Source organism: bacterium (genome assembly GCA_016786595.1).
In the GTDB taxonomy this organism is placed as follows: Bacteria; Bdellovibrionota_C; UBA2361; order SZUA-149; family JAEUWB01; genus JAEUWB01.
This window is the reverse complement of the sequence record JAEUWB010000034.1, coordinates 16798-35988: the sequence shown is the minus strand read 5'-3', so window position 1 is coordinate 35988 and position 19191 is coordinate 16798. Positions and strand designations below refer to the sequence as shown.

Genomic DNA, 19191 nt, shown 5'->3' with positions numbered 1-19191 from the left:
TGTTGCTCCTGCTGTGGGATCGAACTCTTCTGGGTCGGGGACTGTAACTTCGGAGACATGATTCTGAATCATGCCATTCCAGGGGGTTAATTCTGCAGTTTGCACTAGGCGGCGGGTGCTGCAGCTTGCGATTAAGCGCCGATAATTTAAGGGGTCTTTAACCTGGACTTTATTTGTTAAACACAAATCTTGATCCTTTCTTCCGCGGTAGACATCTTTAGCGGTTGTTACCTGACCGTCAATTCTTAGACCCGGGTCAAGAGTATTGGTGTTTAAATAAATGTCGCCATTGGTGTGCACTGGGCCATTGAGTTGCATCGAAGGGCCCGGTAGGATTTCTAAGTCCTTATTGTAAAAAACTGCAAACTGAAACATCGGAACAAGCCTACTCTTAAAACGTAATTCTAACTGGGCTTCTGTGCGATCGTCTGGGCTTTTACCGATAGAATTTACTGCGTAGCGATATTCCTGAGCGCTCAGATTCTGAAAGCGCTCACCAGGTGGAATCGTAATTAAAACAGGATTGCCCGGATCTTCGGTGACATATGTAGTTGCTGAATGGCGCTCGATTGTGTTGGAAACACAAGCAAAATCACCTGCCCCTACATTACCTGTTGCGCAGGGATCGGTGGCATTTGGACTTGTGCCCGTGGGGCGGTTGTAGCCTTGGAAAAGTGCGCGGATATGCTCGGCACGCAAATTAAGTCCAGCTTCTGCGGCGTAGAACCCTTTAGTATTCTGGCCAAGGTAGCGCGCGTTAACGAGCTCAATGTTGGTCGTAAAAAAATACGCTCCAAGTAATGTTAGTAGAATAGACATCACCATTAAGGTGCTGACCAGAATAAAACCGCCTTGAGTTTGTTTTCGCTGTAGCATATTTCCTTAGTCAGAGAGAATGTTTCGAGGGAAGTATTCAGCCTCAAGCTGACTTGAGACATTTTTTAATTTTGTTTGCGTCTGTGCACCAAGTCGAATGCGAATGCCACGCAAGAGCTTCCAATTATTTGTACGGTCAAAGCTGCTTTGGGTGGTGTTGTCCTGCAAAATTGCTGTCACATTAAATTCTTGAATGCCAAACATTACATTTAGAATATTATCCATATCGCCGTTTTCTATGACTTGTAAGTAATTGGGCTGACCGAGGTAAGAGCCAATGCGAAAGTGCCACTCTTCGATAATATAGACTGCGGCTGCATTGACCGGGTAATCGTAGAGAAAAGTGCCAGAATCTTTTTGAATATAGAGATCAGCTCCAGTATCTGTTTCACTCGAATAGTCAACAAACTCACCTTCGTGAGTCACGATATTATACAGAAAAGCCTTAACTGTCCCACCGTGAGCGAGTCGGTAGCTTCGCCAGGCGTCATAGATGCTTAAATTATTTGCGCGAATACAGCCTGTGTCTGGTGAACCGTTGAGCGCAAAATAAATTCGATTTGTCGCAGAACCACTTTCTATTTCTTGGCAGACTTTAAGAACTTGATCAATTAGATTTCTGCGTAGGATCATCTGATCCGGATTTGTATTGCCATCAATAATTTCGACAGCAGGGACATTGCTGGGTAAATTTTCCCCAGCTTCGCGAACCATTGTGCCGACAAAATCTAGAGAACCACGTAAATTCTGATTCATCGCCGAGCGCTGTAAGTCAAACCTAAAAATTCCTCGATTACTGATTAGTGATCCAAACGAGACACTGAGTACTACTAAGCCGAGAAATGATGAAAGCATCACTTCCATGATTGTAAAGCCACGAGAATTTATGCTGAGTTTAATTAAGTCGGGCATAAACCGTGCTCGCTGTGAATAAGAGCTCATTTTTGTAAGTGACTTCGACAGTTAAATGTCGCACTTCAGTTGAAGTGCAAAGGGAATTATCGCGACAATAAAACGTTGTAACCTGATAGCTTCTTTCGCCGGCGTTAATTGCTTCTGGTCCAGTACTTCCCGTTGTCGGCAAGGTGCTGGGGTTTAGAAAACGCAAATTATCTAACTTTTTCTGTGCTGCCGCTACAGCACCTGCATAAGTTTCACCGTAGTTATTTAGCTTCATGAATTTTACATAAGCTGGTGTCATTGTGCCCATCACAATCGACATAATGCTCAGCGAGACCATAACTTCGATTAATGAAGTGCCATGTTGTGATCTTCTTAATTTCAAATTCATAGCGAACGTATCGCTCCACCAAGTAGAACTTCAACTTGCTTGGTCATCCCCTGATGAGTGATTTGCACAGTTTCTGCTGTTTGCGGGAGCCCGCGTGAGCTAAAGCAAACAGACCAGGATTGCGAACTGAAGCGAGTATCCCGCGGAAGTTCGAGATAGACACCTTGCTCAACTGTTGGAGTTTCATTGCAGGTTCGAGCTGAAGCGACCTGCAGTCGATAGCCGTTGGCTGGACTGATCGTATAGGCTTGGGTTGAGTTAACTGCTTTGGCTCGCAGCTGCTTAAAAAATGCTAGTGTTGTCTGCGCGCCTACGTCAGTTGGATTTTCCAAATTACGGGCATTGGAAATTGCAAAACCTAGTGCAAGGGTTGTAATGCAGAGTACAACCATCATCTCTGCTAAACCAAAGCCACACTGAGATCGATAAGTTTTCGATTTAGGCCCCATAGATTATTTACCTCGACTCTTTTAATTTACTGCGTTTAGTATCAGGTCTAATCTAAATTGGTTAAGGCTAAGAGAATCTCTTAGCCCGAACTTGCCTAGAAAATAGCAAGTATTGTGCCAAGTAATTGATACTCTCCTGTGGCTGGGTTAAAGAGTTAAGATCTGTTGAGATTGGAGTGAAACTGTTACTCTAGTGAGTAATAACAACTAATCGCCGTGTAATTTTTTCGTAGTAAATACAAGATTGTTCATGACTGAAACCCCACTGATCGTCTCCCGAAAAGAGCATCAACTATCACATCGAAATATCGACGAAGATGCCTTGAAGGTAATTTCTCGTCTACATCGTCACGGACACATTGCGTATTTGGTTGGTGGTGGAGTGCGCGATCTGCTTTTAGGCAAAACTCCTAAAGATTTCGATATCGGAACTAGTGCAACAACTGAGGAAGTGCGTAAGTTATTCAGAAATAGCCGTATTATCGGCAGGCGCTTTCCGCTAAATCATGTGTTCTTCCCGGGACAAAAAATATTGGAGGTTTCCACATTTCGGTCGGAAGCTAAGCTTGATTCTGAGGGTAGCGATGAAGTAGTAGAAACTCAAAAAAAAACAGTGCACCTAACTCGTACTGATAATACCTATGGCACGGCTGAATCCGATGCACTGAGGCGGGATTTGACGATTAATGGTCTTTTTTACGACCCCGAGACCCGATCGGTCATTGATTATGTCGGAGGGCTTGAGGATCTAGAACGCGGTGTAATTCGCATGATTGGCAATCCCGGCCAACGTTTTAATGAAGACCCGGTGCGCATGATTCGCGCAATTCGTCACACTGCACGCACGGGCTTTGTGATTGAGGCAGAAACTTACGATGCCCTACTTGGCTCAGTGCAGTTGATTACTTTAAGCGCGACCGCACGAATCCACGAGGAATTCCTGCGTGAATTAAATGGTGGAGCAAGTTGTGCATCGTTCAGATTAATGCGTGTTGTCGGGTTACTGGATCACTTATTACCCGGATTAGAAGATTTTTGGGCCGGTCGAGGTAAGGCACAATGGCACATCACGGAAGAGGTTTTGCACCGTGTGGATACCCTGATCGGTGAAGGTTATGTGCTTTCCGCGGGGATTTTATTGGCAGCCCTAGCAATTGGCAGTGTCGATCGTGAAACTTTAAGACGGATTCTTGGGGCTGAGCCCTCAGACTTATTAATGCAACTATTCGAGCAAGCTCCGCATCCTCGCGAGCGCGAGCTTCATTATAATCCAGACTTTCACCTTGAATTAGACAGTCGAGAGCTTGATGAAGAGGTGCAGCTAGTCTTGAAAGGCCTTTATTCTCGTATTGGGATTACCCGTAATGAGCGTGAAGAAATTACCGAGTGCTTGAAGAAGCGCTATTTATTTTTGTATGAGCAGTCCATGTTGCCGCGTTCTCCGCGGGCGCGCTTACTTGTCCATCTTGTTGACGCGGCCTTAGCGCCACCCCGCGCAGTAGATTTAATAGTGCAGAAAACTGCTCCGCTCAGAAGGCGGCGGAGAAGGAAACCACATGCTTAAGCTTACGGAAATCATTCGTGTTGATATCGCGATGTATTTGCGGGCCCTGAAAAGAGCTCAAGTTGCGACCATGCTACTCTGGAAGATTCCATTGGTAATGTTCTTACTCCTCTTTGCGTTCCCATTTGTCGCTAACTTGATGAGCAATTTTGGCATCGTTGGTGGTTTTGTATTGGGTTTTGTTTTCGCGGCGCTGATTACCTTGCTCTTGCCGTGCCTGGAAGCTGGTGTGCGTGCTGAAAAAACAGGATTAGAAATCATTCGACGTAGATTCTTTTTCTTATTTCCAGCAGTGCTGACCGTGACTTTTATTTTTTTTATTATTAACGAATTACTTAATCGCGCGCTGCCAGTTTCGGCAATGAATCTAAGGATCCTGCTTGGCGCAGCCTTGACCTTGCTCTTTAATCCGGTACTGGAAAGTATCTATTTAGCAACTGAAGACGGGATTAATTCGCTACGGCACAGCTTGCATTTTATGCGAGAAAACTGGCCTGAATGGCTGGTGCCGCATCTGATTATCGTTGCTCCGCTAATCTGGCATGATCAGCTACTTTTTAAAGTGCAATTTATTCAAGGGAATCCAATTACCTATCTCGAAGTGTTATTGCTTGACTATGCCTATCTTGGTGCTGATTTAAATCTAGTTTTGCGGTTGTTGTATTCAGTGCTGCTTTGCTTTTTATTTTTTGGCTTTTTAGTTTTCCGCGGAGCTTTGTTCAAAGCACTGGATGGGTCGACTCGTCGTAAACGTATATTCCAAGACCGCATGGGAAACTAGGGAAACTCTGATTAAGTTCGATCTTGGCTAATTTACTTGTATGGTCTAAATCAGAGGCATGGGTGCAGAGTCAGTCAACTATAATGTTTTAGCAGTAATTCCAGCGCGCTTGGGTTCAACGCGCCTCGGTCGCAAGCCACTCCAAGAGATTGATGGCAAGTCTTTGATTCAGCATGTCTGGCAGCAGGCAGCACAAGTCTCGTCTTTACAGCGCGTAGTGTTGGCTACCGATTCAGCTGAAATTTCTCAAGTTGCTACAAGTTTTGGTGCTGAAGTAATCATGACTTCGGCAGATGCTCCGTCTGGAACAGATCGCGTTTATCAAGCTTGGCAGAGAATCGACCCTACAGGGAAAGACTTCCAAATAATTTTAAATATTCAAGGCGACATGCCATTTATCAGCGTTGCGGCAATTAATGGAGTGATCCAGGTCCTTAAGGAAAATTATGACCAATTCTCGATGACAACTATTGCTGTCCCGATTATGGACCAAGATCAATTTGCTGCTTCTACAGTTGTGAAGGTTGCGCTGAGTCCCGCGGGCCAAGCACTATATTTTTCGCGCGCGCCAATACCGCACAGCCGTGATGGAGTGATTTATCCTAATGGGGTGCTGGGCTACAGGCATATCGGGCTTTATGCGTATACACCGGAGTCACTGACTACCTTTGCAACAAGCAAGCAAGCGCTATTAGAACGCATCGAAATGCTTGAGCAATTGAGAGTACTTGAAAATGGTCACAGTATTGGTGTATATATACTTTCCCATGATGAAGCTCGTAATTTTGTTGAGGTCGACACGCCTCAAGATCTTCAACGAGCGCGCGAGGTTGCCCTCGGCCTGAAGTAAGTTAAGTAGTTAAAAGTCATCAAAAAAGTTTTTTAGTTTTCTATAGTTAATTCTCTTGCCTGGTTTCGATTTGGAACTTAGCTTTAGTGGGTTAGCAAGAAATAATAGAAAGATAGCATAGGATTTGAAGTCATCATGGTGCAGCGTCCAACAAAATTTATTTTTGTCACAGGCGGCGTAGTTTCTTCGCTGGGCAAAGGTCTAACCTCTGCTGCTTTAGGAGCGATTCTAGAAAGTCGCGGGCTGCGTGTTTCAATTTGCAAATTAGACCCGTATCTTAATGTCGATCCCGGGACAATGAGCCCGTTTCAGCATGGTGAGGTTTTTGTTACTGAAGATGGCGCCGAGACAGATCTCGATCTCGGTCACTATGAGCGATTTCTTACGACGCGGATGTCGCGCTTGAATAATTTCACTGCGGGCCAAGTTTACGACACGGTGTTACGCAATGAACGCCGCGGGGATTATCTCGGCGGCACTGTGCAAGTCATCCCGCATGTGACGGATGAAATAAAACGCCGAATTTTATTAGCTGGCCAAGGCGCAGATATCTGTATCTGTGAGGTCGGTGGAACGGTTGGTGATATCGAAAGCTTGCCTTTTCTCGAGGCAATTCGCCAATTTCGCGCTGATGTCGGTCGCGAGCACGTGCTCTATATTCATCTTACTCTAGTGCCCTATATCGAAACTGCGGGGGAACTTAAAACTAAGCCAACGCAACACAGCGTTAAGACCCTGACCAGTGGCGGAATTCAGCCAGACATTATTATTCTCCGCTCCAAGGTGCCACTTGATCACAAGAGCAAAGAAAAAATTGCACTCTTTTGTAATATAAACGAGAACTGCGCAATCACGGCTTGTGATGTCGAACACATTTACGAACTGCCGCTGGTCTTGCATGCCGAAGGGCTTGATACTCGAGTTTGTGAAAAATTAAATATTTGGGCCGGCGCTCCAAATCTACTACCCTGGAAACATATTACTGACGTTTTAAAAAATCCTTCACGCGGTCGCGTTTCGGTTGCCTTTGTCGGTAAGTATGTGGGCTTGAAAGAATCCTACAAAAGCTTAATCGAAGCAATTACGCACGGCGGACTAGCGAACGACTGCGTAGTTGATATTCACTACGTTGATTCAGAAGAAATTGAAGCGCATGGGCTGCCCGATGAATTAAAAAATGCCGATGCAATTCTCGTTCCTGGAGGTTTTGGTAAGCGCGGAAGTGAAGGAAAAATTCTGGCGATCAATTATGCCCGCACTCAGGGCATCCCTTACTTGGGAATATGCCTTGGCTTGCAAATGGCAGTTGTAGAATATGCCCGCGATGTGATCGGCATTAAGGCAGCGCAAAGTGTTGAGTTCGACGAAAACACTAAGGAACCCGTGATTGATTTCATGGAAGAGCAGAAAAAAATCTCTGACAAGGGCGGCACGATGCGCCTAGGGGCATATAACTGTTCATTGGTTGAAGGCACGTTGGCTCGAGTGATCTATGGAGTTGATAAAGTTTCTGAGCGCCATCGTCATCGACTCGAAGTGAATAATAAGTATCGTCAGCGCTTGGAGCAGGCTGGAATGCGGTTGTCTGGCATTAATCAAGATCTCGACCTTGTTGAGGTAATTGAACTGCCTAATCACCCTTGGTTTATTGGTGTGCAATGTCACCCAGAATTCTCTTCGCGACCACTTGCCCCACATCCATTGTTTGCCAGTTACATCAAGGCAGCGCTGGCGAATCGCGACAAAAAAGTTAATCTGCCGAAGGCCAATGTCGTAAAAGCTGCCCAAAGCAAGCAGCATGAACCAAGCCGCGAAGCGCAACTACCATAAATGTCTCAATGAAAACTGTTATTGTCGGTAAAGATAAGCAAGTCACGCATGCACAAATCGGCGGTGGTCAAGAGTTTGTTCTGATTGCAGGCCCCTGTGTGATTGAGTCCCGTGAACATGCCTTCAAGCATGCTGAGCAGATTTTAAAAATTACTCAACAGGCTGGCGTCAAACTGATTTATAAATCTTCATACGATAAGGCCAACCGCACATCGAGTAAAAGCTTCCGCGGCTTGGGGCTCGATCAAGGACTAGAGATCTTAGCGGCCTTACGCCGAGAATTCGCTGTGCCGATTATAACCGATGTGCATAGTCCGGAAGAAGTTCAGGCTGCGGCAAAAGTAGTAGATTTATTGCAAATTCCTGCTTTTCTTTGTCGCCAGACAGATTTACTGGCAGCTGCAGGTAGATCTGCGCTCCCTGTGATGGTCAAGAAAGGGCAATTCTTAAGTCCTGACGATATGCCTTTTGTGATCGATAAGATTAAAGCTACGGGAAATAAACAAGTAATCTGTTGTGAGCGAGGAACATCATTTGGTTATCGCGATTTAATTGTTGATATGCGTGGGCTACAAACGATGCGCTCCTTTGGTTCTCCGGTTGTGCTCGATGCCTCGCACTCAGTGCAGCGCCTTGGCGGAGTCAACGGAGTTTCGGGAGGAGACCGCACGCAAATCCCTGCTTTAGCCCGAGCAGGAGTGGCGGTTGGGATTGATGCCCTTTTTATTGAGTGTCACGAAAACCCGGACAAGGCACTTTCGGATTCAATGAGTCAGTTCCCTTTGAATAAACTACCAGCACTGCTTGATGAACTGCTGCCAATTTGGAAGCTCCGCCAGGATTCACTTAAAGAGTAAAGAGTAAGATTTGTGTATTATTTTCGCTCACCAGCACAAGCAATTGTTGCGCTTTTGACTGCGGCTTTCGTCATTTTTGTGCTGAGTACGGCATATCTTCGTTCCGCGGAAAAAATGGGCACTAAGATAAATACAAATAACAACAGCTCACCACAAACAACCTCTGAGTTACACATTCAGGATTTTGAAAGAGTGGCTGTGAAGAAAGGGCGTCGCGTCTGGGAAGTCCGCGCAGTTGAGGCTAAGTATTACAGCACCGAGAATCAAGCACGGCTAGCAAACTCAACTATGAAAATGTATCGTCCGGATGGAAGTATTGTCACTGTGACATCGACAAGTGGAAAACTATATTTACGTGGTGAAGCAATCGTTTCCGCTGACGTTCAAGGGGACGTAGTTATCGGGATTGATGAAAGCACCAAAATTTATACAGATCTTGCGGTCTATGATGCTGATCAAGATAAGATTAGCGCCGCTGGTCCGGTGAAGATAGTTGGCCAGGGTTATACGATTAATGGTATTGGAATGACAGTCGAGGTAGCTAATCGGTTAATTGAGATTAGTAGCACGGTAAATTCGCAATTTATTTCAAAGGTAAGCACTCAATAGGTGGATGCTTCTAGAAAAACATAATTTAAAGCGCATAATTTAGGCGTGAATAGACATGATCAAGAATTTAATAATTAGCTGCATAATGTTTTTGACTTTAAGCACTGAACTACTTGGGCAAGCAAAGGCCACAGACAAACCCAACCAGCCGACAAAAGGTGTTTTTGAGGGACTTAAAAACTCTGGTGCAAAGGATGCGCCTGTCACAATTACTTCAAATACTCTCCAAGTTGATGATAAAACTCGTCAATTTGTTTATGCTGGGAATGTGAAAATGATTCGCGACATTCTGAAAATCGATGCCGATAAAATGATTGGCACTTATGATCAAAGCAATCAGTTAACGGAGTTGCTTTGTCTGGGAAATGTGGTGATTATCCGTGGTGAAGATATGCGCGCGACATCGCAGCATGCTGTATATGATCCAAAAAAGGCAACCGTTGTCTTGACCCAGAATCCTGAGGTCGTGAATAAACAAAATGCTCTAGCTGCTGCTAAAATCACACTTTATGTGAACGAGGATCGCAGTGAGGCAGAGGGAGAGGTTCGTGTTAAAATTATTAATCATCAAGAACTTAACGATTCTCAAAAAGCAAGTAGCAAAGTAAAGCATTAATGAGTCAAGAAATGCAAAAAGAGACAATCGAGTTGCATGCGCACGACCGCGCAGAAGGTCGAATTATTTGCGAAGGCTTGGTCAAGGAATATAGTGGCAGACGTGTCGTTAATGGCGTTGACCTAGCGGTTGCTAAAGCGGAAGTGGTTGGACTGCTCGGCCCCAATGGTGCCGGTAAGACGACTTCCTTTTACATGATTGTCGGCTTGGTGCGACCCGATGGTGGGACAGTATATTTTAATGGCACTGATGTGACGCTGATGCCGATGTATCAGCGCGCGCGTTTGGGGATTGGCTACTTGCCTCAGGAAGCATCTGTTTTTCGTAAGTTAACGGTGCGGGAAAATATCTTAGCCGTGCTTGAAATCTTGCCCCAGTATGCAGGTAAGTCGACAATGCAACTTAAGCGTGTTGAAGAGTTACTAGAGGAATTGAATCTCACGCGCGTGGCGAACACGCGCGCTTACTCACTCTCTGGTGGTGAAAGGCGACGCACGGAAATTGCTCGTGCCTTAGCTTGCGACCCATCTTTTATGTTGCTGGATGAGCCATTTGCAGGCATTGACCCAATTGCTGTTGAAGACTTGCAGAAACTAATTCGGCAAGTGCAGCAAAAGGGAATCGGCATTTTAATTACCGATCACAATGTGCGCGAAACACTGAATATTTGCGACCGCGCTTATATTGTAAGCGAAGGGAAGGTGATTGAATCGGGAACGCCCGAACATATTTCGCAATCTGCGATTGCACGAAAATTCTACCTAGGCGAGTCATTCGATTATTGATGCTCTGCCAATGCCTGAGATCTAATTTGCAGTGAAATGAGCTGTAGTTTTGACTAGAACAAGTAGCGTCCGTGGTAATCAGCAAATCAGGCCGCACTTTGATTAGTTTTACCGCTGTGTTAATGACTTGATCATGTCTGATCTGATTGTATTAAAATTTGGTGGAACATCAGTTGGCTCAACTGAGCGCATTGGCGAAGTTGCTAGGCGAGTCGCGAAACACCGCAGAGCAGGCAATCCGAGGATTGTAGTTGTCGTTTCTGCAATGAGTGGAGAAACAGATAAGCTCGTAGAGTTAGCGCGTAAAGTTCGCAAACAGCAAAAAATCGATCGTGAATATCATCAATTGCTTGCTACGGGTGAACAGGTCACAACTGCCCTCACAGCAATGGCGATCGAGCGCGAAGGCTTGGAAAGTATCTCTTTGTTGGCTCCACAAGTGCGAATTTTAACAACAAACGTCTATGGTAATGAATTAATTGACCAGATTGAGACAACAAAGCTCGAAGCCTTGCTTGATGCTGGAGTGATTCCCGTTGTTGCAGGCTTTCAAGGTACTGATACTGCAGGTAATTACACTACGCTCGGGCGCGGTGGTTCAGATGCAACAGCAGTTGCTCTGGCAGCTGCGCTTAAAGCTAAGCAATGTATTATTTACACAGACATCGACGGTGTTTACACAGCGCAACCTTCGCTTTGTAAGTGCGCGCGTAAATTGGAACGTTTGACCTATCAAGAAATGCTCGAACTTGCAGGCAGCGGAGCTAAAGTGCTGCAAGCTCGTAGCGTTAGACTTGCCATGAAGTATCGAGTGCCGCTACTGGTTGCTTCAAGTTTTAATCACAATCAAGGCACAGAAATAGTTGAGGAATACCCTGGTATGGAAGATGCAGTAGTCTCTGGAATTACCTGTCGAAATGACCAAGCAAAAATTACCTTAAGAAATATTGCTGACCGACCCGGTAGCATGTCGAAATTGTTTTCGCACATCGCACAAAATGGAATTAACGTAGACATGATTGTGCAAAACCAGGGATTTGGCGCTAAGGCTACTGTGAGCTTTACAGTTGATGACGATCAAGCTGTGATTGCATACGAGGCTTTGCTGGCGGTGATCAAGACAGAATTTCCGGAAGCAAGTATTGAACTTGATCGTAGTATTGCCAAAGTCTCTGTTGTCGGTGAAGGCATGAAGGCCCATGCTGGAGTGGCCGCTCAAATTTTTGAGATCCTTGGACGTGAAGGGATTAATATCGACTTAGTAACAACTTCAGAAATTATGACTGCTGTTGCAATTCAGCAGAAATATGCCGAACTTGCTGTGCGCTCACTGCATGAATACTTTATCGAGCGTAAGGAAGCGTAAAACTGTAGGTGATAAACTCCTACAATTACAGTGGAAATTTAATGGTCCATTTTTCGCAAGAAAAATGGACAAAAAAGTAAAACAGACTTCTTTCGAGAAAAGATTGGAAATTTTTAAAGAATTTCCTTATTTATTAAATCATATCAAGATCTTAAGCTGTTGTTAAAATCCTATTCGAAAGAAGTTTATTAAATCTTTTGTTTAGCAAGAACTATGCCGATAGTATCTATAGATGCTAATTTGTTAAGCGTTTTAAAGATTTACTAATGTCTGTTGGTCTTAAATTATCACAAAAACTGACACAAAATCTGGTTTTAACACCAGAATTACAGCAATCAATTAAACTCTTGCAGCTCGGGCGTATGGAATACGCTCAAGCGATTGAAGAGGCGCTCTTAGAGAATCCAGTGCTTGAGGAAGTTCCTGCAGCGCAAAATAGTAAAGATCTGCTCGAGGCATATCAACGCGAATTAAGAGAATATTCTTCCTGGGATCGTCTCGAGACGGGTGTCAATGCTGATCGCTTCCGTGGAAACAAGCGCAAAGATTTTGATGATGAAGGCGAGGATTTTTCACTAAATAATGTGGCCTGTCCAGAATCTGGATTAATTGATCACCTCTTACAGCAAATTCGTAGTGAAGAATTTACAACTCTCGAGAAGCAAATTCTCGAACAATTACTGGCAAACTTAAATAGTGACGGGTACTTTGAGGGCGATCTCGAAACAATTGCGCATGAATGCGGCGCAGCCCCTGAAGAGGCGCACACTTTACTTGAATATCTGCAAGACCTCGACCCACCCGGTATTGCTGCACGTGATTTGCGTGAGTGCTTGCTCTTACAGGCAATTGCCTATGGGCATATCAACGATTTAGTTTATCGCGTTGTTGACGTATATCTAGAAGACATCAGCAACATGGATTTCGCTAAAATTGCCGCACTGGAAAATACCACCGCCGAGGCAGTGGAAGCTGCGCTGCAAGCGATCCGCCATTTTGATCCCTGGCCGGGACGAATTTTTTATGAAGAAACGCCAATTTATATTACTCCGGATGTTTACGTGAGCAAGATTAACGGACAGTGTGAAATTACCTTAAATGACACGGGCATTCCTCAAATTCGCCTCAGCGACAGCTATCAAGATCTATTAAAACAAGTCGAGCAGGCCAGCCCCGAGGAAAAGCTTTTTCTCGAACAAAAAATCAAATCAGCAACATGGCTAATTAAATCAATTCAGCAACGTAAGAAAACTCTCTTGCGCGCAACGGAAAGCATCATGCGCTTTCAGAATGATTTTCTCGATCAAGGAATTTCGGCCTTGAAACCACTGGTTTTGAAAGATGTCGCACAGGAATTGAGTTTGCACGAATCAACAATCAGTCGAATCACGACCAATAAATTTGTGCACACTCCGCATGGAGTATTTGAGTTAAAATATTTCTTCTCTTCGGGTCTGCGTAGTTTCGGGGGAGATATCTCTTCAGAATCAGTTAAGGAAAAAATTAGAACAATCATTCGGGCTGAAGCACCAGCAAATCCATATAGCGATCAAGATTTGGTAGGAATTTTAGGGCAACAAGGCATTAGCGTCGCGCGACGGACGGTTGCGAAGTATCGAGAAATGATGAATATTTTGCCTTCCTCTAAGCGTAAAAAAAATAGTTAAATATTTGCTCTGGACCGGTAAACCTGTGGTAGACTGTAGATATTAATAAGAGTAGGAGGATGTAATCATGTCTCGACCAAATCCATTAATCAATACTTCCGTAACTTTCCGCCATACCGAATCAACAGAAGCACTTAAAAGTTATGCATCGGAAAAAGTAAAAAGCAGATTTGAGAGATTTATTAGTGGTGAGGCGAATGTGCATATTATTCTCTCCGTGGAGAAACGAGACCATACGGCCGAAGTGATTTTCCATACACGTGGGCACGATCATTCTTGTAAGGCAACAACTAGTGACTTATATTCGGCAATTGATAAAGCCGTAGATATGGTTTCTACGCAATTACGTAAGGAAAAAGAGCGCATGCAGAGTCATCGCCATGTGCAAGTAACTGTTGCTGATGCCTAAACCAGAATTAATACTGCTCAGTGGTCTCTCCGGATCGGGTAAGACCACGGCATTACATACACTCGAGGACCTGGGTTATTCATGTGTGGATAATTTACCGGGTCCTTTATTTCAGGACTTCGTTCAACATTATCTTACCAATTCGATTCAAGGGCATTTTGCCTTATTGCTTGATTCGCGCACCGCAATTGAATTGAAAATTCTCAAAACCGCACTTGAGTCAATCCGCGCCCGGGGCGCAGTTACGGAAGTAATTTTTCTCGATGCCCATGACGATGTAATATGTCGAAGATTTCAAGAAACTCGTAGACCACATCCCTTGATTGAATCAGAGTGTTGCGATTGTATCCCCAGCGCAATTCAGCGCGAACGCGAATTACTTGCCGACTTTCGCTCGATTGCTGACCGCGTGGTTGATACGAGCTCATTCTCTCCACATCAACTACGTAATCACATCGAGTCACTATTTGCTGAGGACACCAGGGATGCAGAAACGCGACCAGAAATCACCCTTGTCTCCTTTGGATTTAAGCACGGCATTCCTCAGGACTTAGACTTGATGCTTGATGTGAGATTTTTACCCAATCCACATTTCGTTCCTGAGCTACGCGAGCTTGACGGACGGAATGCAGAAGTTGCGAATTATGTATTAGCTGTGCCCGATGCTCAGGAATTTTTGAAGCGCTACCTTGATTTTCTTGCCTTTCTAATTCCTCGTTACCGTCAGGAGGGTAAGCGCTATCTAAGGATTGGCTTGGGATGTACCGGAGGTCAGCACCGCTCAGTAGCATTAACCGAGACGCTGGCACAGTTGCTTTACGAGCATAATTTCAAAATCCTTCAAATTATGCACCGTGATATTAAGGCATAAAATTCATAGAAACATTGCCTCTTGCAGAGTTCGGTATTTTTAGTTACAAGACTTTAAATATCGAGGAACCCTCAGTCCTCAATGGCAAAAAATCCTAAAAAAACAATTATTAAGAAGGACAAGAAAGTTATGTCTAAAAGCCTAGTATTTACTTCGGAGTCAGTTTCTGAGGGGCATCCTGATAAAGTTGCAGATCAAATCAGCGATGCAGTGCTCGATACCTTACTTAAACAGGACCCAAATAGTCGTGTCGCTTGTGAAACTTTAATTAAAACCGGAATGGTTTTGATTGCTGGTGAAATTACAACTGAAGGTTGGATTAATTTCGATCAAACCGCACGCACTGTGCTCAAGGAAATTGGTTATGTCTCGAAGGAATGTGGTTGTGATGCCGAAACAGCTGCGATCTTAACGCACGTTACACAGCAGTCTCCTGACATTGCCCAAGGTGTAAACGAAAACCAAGGGGCATTTAATGAACAAGGCGCAGGTGACCAGGGTTTAATGTTCGGCTTTGCTTGTGACGAAACCCCAGAACTTATGCCCATGCCAATTGCAATGAGCCACAAGTTGCTCAGAACACTTGCCGATGTGCGCCATGCAAATGAAGTTGATTTTTTGCGCCCAGATGCAAAATCGCAAGTCACAGTGCGTTACGAGAATGGTGTGCCCACGATGATCGACACAGTGGTAGTATCAACGCAACATACGCCAGAAATTAGCCACAAAGACCTTTCTGATTTTGTAATTAAACGTGTGGTGAAAGAGACCATTCCTGATAAGTATTTAAGCAAAGATACTAAATTTTATATCAATCCAACGGGCCGCTTCGTTGTCGGTGGACCACATGCTGACTGTGGATTGACGGGCCGTAAAATTATTGTTGATACCTACGGTGGCTATGGTCGCCATGGCGGAGGAGCTTTTTCTGGTAAAGACCCAACAAAAGTAGACCGCTCTGCAGCTTACGGTGCGCGCTATGTAGCAAAAAATATTGTCGCTGCGGGGTTGGCAAAGAAATGTGAAATTCAACTTGCTTATGCAATTGGAGTTGCTAAACCAGTGTCTGTTTTCGTTGATACTTTTGGCACAGCGCAAGTAGCCGAGGAAAAAATTGTTAAGGCAGTAAATGAAGCTTTTGATTTTTCTCCGAAGGGCATCATTGCAGCGCTTGGTCTTAAAAAGCCAATTTACCGTAAGACTGCAGTCTACGGCCACTTTGGTCGTGAACCGCAAGCTGACGGAAGTTTCTCATGGGAGAAGACTGATCTGGCTGAGAAGTTGAAAAAACTAGTCTAGTAGTAATTTGCTTAATAAGGCCGAGACATGAAAAATGTCTCGGCCGACTTAGGCTTAAACTTATACTTCCCCTTAACCGTCCCCTTATCCTTTGCCTTCCCCTTATAAAATTAGGTGTGGACTCTATTCAGGACGTGACCCAATTGAAAAAGGGGAAGGTTAAGGATAAGTTCAAGCCTAAGATTGGGGCTTATCAAGTGTAGAGGTGGTATAGAGCGCCGCATAAGTTATGCTTACAATGCGGAGGATCTGTGGCGCACTATTTGTTGTTTTGCCTTCCTCCGGTCGGCCTTATAGTAGCTTGCATAACTTACAACCGTGCTCATTTGTAAGCTAAGTTATGCAACCTACTATAAGGACTACCTAGCCTCAAGGGCCTTAACGTCCTCTTGCGAGATATCTAGCGCGGCTGTGCGGGTGCAGCTTGTTGTTTTAAGATTTGCCGGGTTTCCGCTAGCAAAGACCAAATAATCTTGCTCCGAAACGAATTTAAGCCCACATGTGCCGAGTTCCTCAGGCGTAAAAACGACAACTAATTCTGGCTTATTCCCGTCAATATCACCTGAAAGGTACTTGAGAATACTAAATCTGACCTCGAGTTGCCCTTGGCGTAGGGCACTTTTCCGAATATTAGTAACACGTCCAGCAAAAACAACGCTGGCGTCCTTAACAGCTTGCGTAAGACTTGGTTTTTCGGGACATTGGCACTCGGATAAAGCGAGATTAGGGATTAAAATGACTGTTGAAAATAGCGATAAAAATTTAAAATAAGTTTTCATATGTATGTAAAAGTCTTTTGGCAAACAGCTTGGAGACTATTATAGTCGACTCCAAACTGTCTGCAATAGAATCTTAGACGTAGAAGATATTTAATTATGCACGAGAATACTGAAGCTATCGCAAAGCCGCATTACGAACGTAAAGATAAGTTTATTTATCTTTATCTGGGCAGTCCACAGGACCGTGTTGTTACGCTTTCCAGTCAGTATATGTCTAGCTTAGAGAAGATCGTATCAGAAATCTCAACTATTTCTGACATTGCAGGTTTGCTGATTCTTGGGCCAACGCCTGAGCATTTCTGTGCTGGGGCAAATATTCATGAAATTAAAACCGTAACTGAGATCAATCTTGCACAGAAGCTTGGAGCTTATGGTCAAGGGGTAATTGATAAATTTTCAAAATTGCCTTTTCCAACTGCTGCGGTAATCGGGGGGCCGTGTGCAGGGGGTGCCTTTGAATTAGCATTAGCCTGCGACTATCGCCTTGCATTTGATTTGCCACAAACAAAGATTGGATTACCCGAGATTAAGCTCGGGATCTTCCCAGGTTTTGGGGGCAGTCAGCGTTTACCACGCTTGATCGGATTACCTCGCGCCTTAGAAGTGATCCTCAAGGGAGATTTATACTCAGCTGATCGTGCACGGAAATACGGACTTGTAGATGCCGTGATTCGCCCGCGCTCAAAAGAGGAGAGTGCGCAAGCATATGAGCAGCTTTTGAAAATCGCTAAAGATTTCATGGCAAAACGTTCGCGCCAGGCACTGCCCCTAAAGACTAAATTCTTTACCTTTACTTCACTTGGCCGAAATCTTGTTCGCAAACAAGTTGAATCAAATTTACTGAAAACAACACGCGGATTTTACCCCGCGCCAATTAAAGCTTTAGAGACAGTTATTTCTGGACTAGGAGTTTCTCTTGAGCAAGGACTTAAGCAGGAAATTAAAGCTGTTGCTGAATTGGTGATTAGTCCTGAATCTAAGTCACTCATTCATGTCTTCTTATTAACTGAAGAATCCGCGAAACGTTGGAAAAAAGCACAAGAACTTGTCACTAACGAACCTCTTGGTGTTGTCGGTTGTGGGGTGATGGGTTTGGGGATTGCGGCGAGCTATTTGTTGAAGGGCTATCGAGTGCTTGTTTTTGATGCACTCGAGCAAGCACGTAAAAGCGCTCAGGCTCGTGTGCAAACAATCGTTGAAAGGCGGTTAAAAGGTCGCGAAGCGCAAGTTCCGGAAGTCATGTCGCGCTTGATGGTTGTAGAAAAAATTGCTGATTTAAGTAAAGTTCAAATCGTAGTTGAGGCGGTGGTTGAAGATTATAAGATTAAGCAAGAATTACTACGCTCGCTCTCAGCCGTGATGGACGATACGGCAGTAATAGCGAGTAATACTTCTTCACTGCCGATTAGTGCGCTTGCACAGGGAGTATTAAAACCTGAGCGTGTGATTGGCATGCATTTTTTTAATCCCGCAGAGAAAATGCCTTTAGTTGAGGTTGTGGCTCCGCAATCGACAAATAATCGCACAATTGCTCTGACTGCAGCCTTGGCCACGAAAATCGGCAAGCAAGTCGTTGTGGTCGAGGAGGTTCCAGGATTTTTAGTGAATCGAGTGCTTGCGCCATACTTAGTTGAGGCTGCGACACTTTTAAGTCAAGGCTTTAGCATTGAAGATATTGATCACGCCGCACTGAGTTTTGGTTTGCCGATGGGGCCGCTGCGGCTGCTTGATGAAATCGGACTTGATGTTGCGCAGCACGTTGCCAAGATTTTGAGCGATAGTTATGGGGAGCGCTTTGTTGGACCGGACTATTCTGCGAAGCTTGTTGCGCAAGGGAAACTGGGCAAGAAAAATGCCAGCGGTTTTTATCGCTATACTGATGGTGAACGCGCTGAGCCAGACGGCGGAGTTTATACGACACTTGGCTTAGGTCCGCGCAAGCAATCCAGTCTAGCCGACCGACAGCAGATTCAGGATCGCCTTGTCTATGCTTTGATTGCAGAATCGATTCGTGCTTATGAAGAAGGAGTCGCTGGTGCGCCTAGTAGTGACGCTCAAGGGCAAATTGATTTGGCCAGCGTGATGGGCTTTGGTTTTCCGCCATTTCGTGGGGGGATTTTCTACTACATCAACAAGCTTGGCGAAGACAATGTTCGCAAGAAACTATCCGATTTGGCAGCACAGTTTGGCGCAAGATTTAGTCTAGATGTGAAGCTCAATGAGGTAAATGCAACCGGTGCTGCAAGTCTTGAGACGCCTGCTACAAGTTAGTAATCAGCTAGGTCACGATCT

At 44.7% G+C, this 19191-nt stretch carries 19 protein-coding genes; 14 read left to right on the top strand and 5 right to left on the bottom strand.

From position 1 onward, the window contains the following. The 4 genes from JNK13_05335 to JNK13_05320 form a co-directional block, all read right to left on the bottom strand. On the bottom strand, nt 1-876 hold an 876-nt coding region (locus JNK13_05335), incomplete at its 3' end, for a hypothetical protein (protein ID MBL7662157.1). Between the two features lie 6 nt (nt 877-882). Further along, entirely contained in the window at nt 883-1788 is a 906-nt protein-coding gene (locus JNK13_05330; GenBank protein ID MBL7662156.1) for a hypothetical protein, read from the bottom strand. Then, on the bottom strand, nt 1772-2167 hold the full coding sequence (locus tag JNK13_05325; GenBank protein ID MBL7662155.1) for a type II secretion system protein: 396 nt from the start codon (nt 2165-2167) through the stop codon (nt 1772-1774). The genes JNK13_05330 and JNK13_05325 overlap by 17 nt, the downstream gene beginning before the upstream one ends. After that, nucleotides 2164-2616: a GspH/FimT family pseudopilin gene (locus JNK13_05320; protein ID MBL7662154.1), complete on the bottom strand. Its 453-nt coding sequence runs from the start codon at nt 2614-2616 to the stop codon at nt 2164-2166. The genes JNK13_05325 and JNK13_05320 overlap by 4 nt, the downstream gene beginning before the upstream one ends. A 250-nt stretch (nt 2617-2866) precedes the next feature. On the opposite strand from JNK13_05320, the gene JNK13_05315 reads away from it, so the two are divergent. From JNK13_05315 to JNK13_05255, 13 genes are all read left to right on the top strand, one after another. Next, a complete protein-coding gene (locus JNK13_05315; protein ID MBL7662153.1) occupies nt 2867-4180 on the top strand; it encodes a poly(A) polymerase in 1314 nt (437 codons plus the stop codon). Further along, nucleotides 4173-4961 carry a hypothetical protein gene (locus tag JNK13_05310; protein MBL7662152.1) on the top strand — a complete coding sequence of 263 codons (789 nt, stop codon included), beginning with the start codon at nt 4173-4175 and terminating at the stop codon, nt 4959-4961. The genes JNK13_05315 and JNK13_05310 overlap by 8 nt, the downstream gene beginning before the upstream one ends. Before the next feature lie 58 nt (nt 4962-5019). Next, a complete protein-coding gene (gene kdsB, locus JNK13_05305; protein MBL7662151.1) occupies nt 5020-5811 on the top strand; it encodes a 3-deoxy-manno-octulosonate cytidylyltransferase in 792 nt (263 codons plus the stop codon). Between the two features lie 135 nt (nt 5812-5946). Continuing rightward, the gene (locus tag JNK13_05300) at nt 5947-7641 is read left to right on the top strand and encodes a CTP synthase (protein MBL7662150.1); all 1695 of its coding nucleotides are present in this window, start codon (nt 5947-5949) and stop codon (nt 7639-7641) included. A gap of 8 nt (nt 7642-7649) precedes the next feature. Continuing rightward, nucleotides 7650-8498 (top strand): 3-deoxy-8-phosphooctulonate synthase, encoded by an 849-nt coding sequence (kdsA, locus tag JNK13_05295; protein MBL7662149.1) that lies wholly within the window; start codon nt 7650-7652, stop codon nt 8496-8498. A gap of 12 nt (nt 8499-8510) precedes the next feature. After that, nucleotides 8511-9107 carry an LPS export ABC transporter periplasmic protein LptC gene (gene lptC, locus JNK13_05290; protein MBL7662148.1) on the top strand — a complete coding sequence of 199 codons (597 nt, stop codon included), beginning with the start codon at nt 8511-8513 and terminating at the stop codon, nt 9105-9107. A gap of 85 nt (nt 9108-9192) precedes the next feature. Further along, nucleotides 9193-9723 carry a lipopolysaccharide transport periplasmic protein LptA gene (gene lptA / locus JNK13_05285; GenBank protein MBL7662147.1) on the top strand — a complete coding sequence of 177 codons (531 nt, stop codon included), beginning with the start codon at nt 9193-9195 and terminating at the stop codon, nt 9721-9723. Between the two features lie 11 nt (nt 9724-9734). After that, entirely contained in the window at nt 9735-10508 is a 774-nt protein-coding gene (lptB, locus tag JNK13_05280; GenBank protein ID MBL7662146.1) for an LPS export ABC transporter ATP-binding protein, read from the top strand. Nucleotides 10509-10641: 133 nt separating this feature from the next. Further along, entirely contained in the window at nt 10642-11874 is a 1233-nt protein-coding gene (locus JNK13_05275) for an aspartate kinase (protein ID MBL7662145.1), read from the top strand. Between the two features lie 266 nt (nt 11875-12140). Then, nucleotides 12141-13541: an RNA polymerase factor sigma-54 gene (gene rpoN, locus JNK13_05270; protein MBL7662144.1), complete on the top strand. Its 1401-nt coding sequence runs from the start codon at nt 12141-12143 to the stop codon at nt 13539-13541. A gap of 67 nt (nt 13542-13608) precedes the next feature. Then, a complete protein-coding gene (raiA, locus tag JNK13_05265; GenBank protein MBL7662143.1) occupies nt 13609-13950 on the top strand; it encodes a ribosome-associated translation inhibitor RaiA in 342 nt (113 codons plus the stop codon). Beyond that, nucleotides 13943-14821: an RNase adapter RapZ gene (gene rapZ / locus JNK13_05260; protein MBL7662142.1), complete on the top strand. Its 879-nt coding sequence runs from the start codon at nt 13943-13945 to the stop codon at nt 14819-14821. The genes raiA and rapZ overlap by 8 nt, the downstream gene beginning before the upstream one ends. Nucleotides 14822-14950: 129 nt before the next feature. Continuing rightward, entirely contained in the window at nt 14951-16120 is a 1170-nt protein-coding gene (locus tag JNK13_05255; protein MBL7662141.1) for a methionine adenosyltransferase, read from the top strand. A gap of 359 nt (nt 16121-16479) precedes the next feature. Here the strand turns inward: JNK13_05255 and JNK13_05250 are convergent, their stop codons facing one another. Continuing rightward, nucleotides 16480-16899: a hypothetical protein gene (locus JNK13_05250; protein MBL7662140.1), complete on the bottom strand. Its 420-nt coding sequence runs from the start codon at nt 16897-16899 to the stop codon at nt 16480-16482. A 96-nt stretch (nt 16900-16995) separates the two neighbouring features. On the opposite strand from JNK13_05250, the gene JNK13_05245 reads away from it, so the two are divergent. Beyond that, a complete protein-coding gene (locus tag JNK13_05245; GenBank protein ID MBL7662139.1) occupies nt 16996-19170 on the top strand; it encodes an enoyl-CoA hydratase/isomerase family protein in 2175 nt (724 codons plus the stop codon). Nucleotides 19171-19191 lie beyond the last annotated feature (21 nt).

What these genes read in the sequence shown, in the direction of transcription:
- JNK13_05330 (MBL7662156.1), bottom strand. Translation starts at nt 1,788, where the DNA reads ATGCCCGACTTAATTAAACTCAGCATAAATTCTCGTGGCTTTACAATC.
- JNK13_05325 (MBL7662155.1), bottom strand. Translation starts at nt 2,167, where the DNA reads ATGAATTTGAAATTAAGAAGATCACAACATGGCACTTCATTAATCGAA.
- JNK13_05320 (MBL7662154.1), bottom strand. Translation starts at nt 2,616, where the DNA reads ATGGGGCCTAAATCGAAAACTTATCGATCTCAGTGTGGCTTTGGTTTA.
- JNK13_05315 (MBL7662153.1), top strand. Translation starts at nt 2,867, where the DNA reads ATGACTGAAACCCCACTGATCGTCTCCCGAAAAGAGCATCAACTATCA.
- JNK13_05310 (MBL7662152.1), top strand. Translation starts at nt 4,173, where the DNA reads ATGCTTAAGCTTACGGAAATCATTCGTGTTGATATCGCGATGTATTTG.
- kdsB (MBL7662151.1), top strand. Translation starts at nt 5,020, where the DNA reads ATGGGTGCAGAGTCAGTCAACTATAATGTTTTAGCAGTAATTCCAGCG.
- JNK13_05300 (MBL7662150.1), top strand. Translation starts at nt 5,947, where the DNA reads ATGGTGCAGCGTCCAACAAAATTTATTTTTGTCACAGGCGGCGTAGTT.
- kdsA (MBL7662149.1), top strand. Translation starts at nt 7,650, where the DNA reads ATGAAAACTGTTATTGTCGGTAAAGATAAGCAAGTCACGCATGCACAA.
- lptA (MBL7662147.1), top strand. Translation starts at nt 9,193, where the DNA reads ATGTTTTTGACTTTAAGCACTGAACTACTTGGGCAAGCAAAGGCCACA.
- lptB (MBL7662146.1), top strand. Translation starts at nt 9,735, where the DNA reads ATGCAAAAAGAGACAATCGAGTTGCATGCGCACGACCGCGCAGAAGGT.
- JNK13_05275 (MBL7662145.1), top strand. Translation starts at nt 10,642, where the DNA reads ATGTCTGATCTGATTGTATTAAAATTTGGTGGAACATCAGTTGGCTCA.
- rpoN (MBL7662144.1), top strand. Translation starts at nt 12,141, where the DNA reads ATGTCTGTTGGTCTTAAATTATCACAAAAACTGACACAAAATCTGGTT.
- raiA (MBL7662143.1), top strand. Translation starts at nt 13,609, where the DNA reads ATGTCTCGACCAAATCCATTAATCAATACTTCCGTAACTTTCCGCCAT.
- rapZ (MBL7662142.1), top strand. Translation starts at nt 13,943, where the DNA reads ATGCCTAAACCAGAATTAATACTGCTCAGTGGTCTCTCCGGATCGGGT.
- JNK13_05255 (MBL7662141.1), top strand. Translation starts at nt 14,951, where the DNA reads ATGTCTAAAAGCCTAGTATTTACTTCGGAGTCAGTTTCTGAGGGGCAT.
- JNK13_05250 (MBL7662140.1), bottom strand. Translation starts at nt 16,899, where the DNA reads ATGAAAACTTATTTTAAATTTTTATCGCTATTTTCAACAGTCATTTTA.
- JNK13_05245 (MBL7662139.1), top strand. Translation starts at nt 16,996, where the DNA reads ATGCACGAGAATACTGAAGCTATCGCAAAGCCGCATTACGAACGTAAA.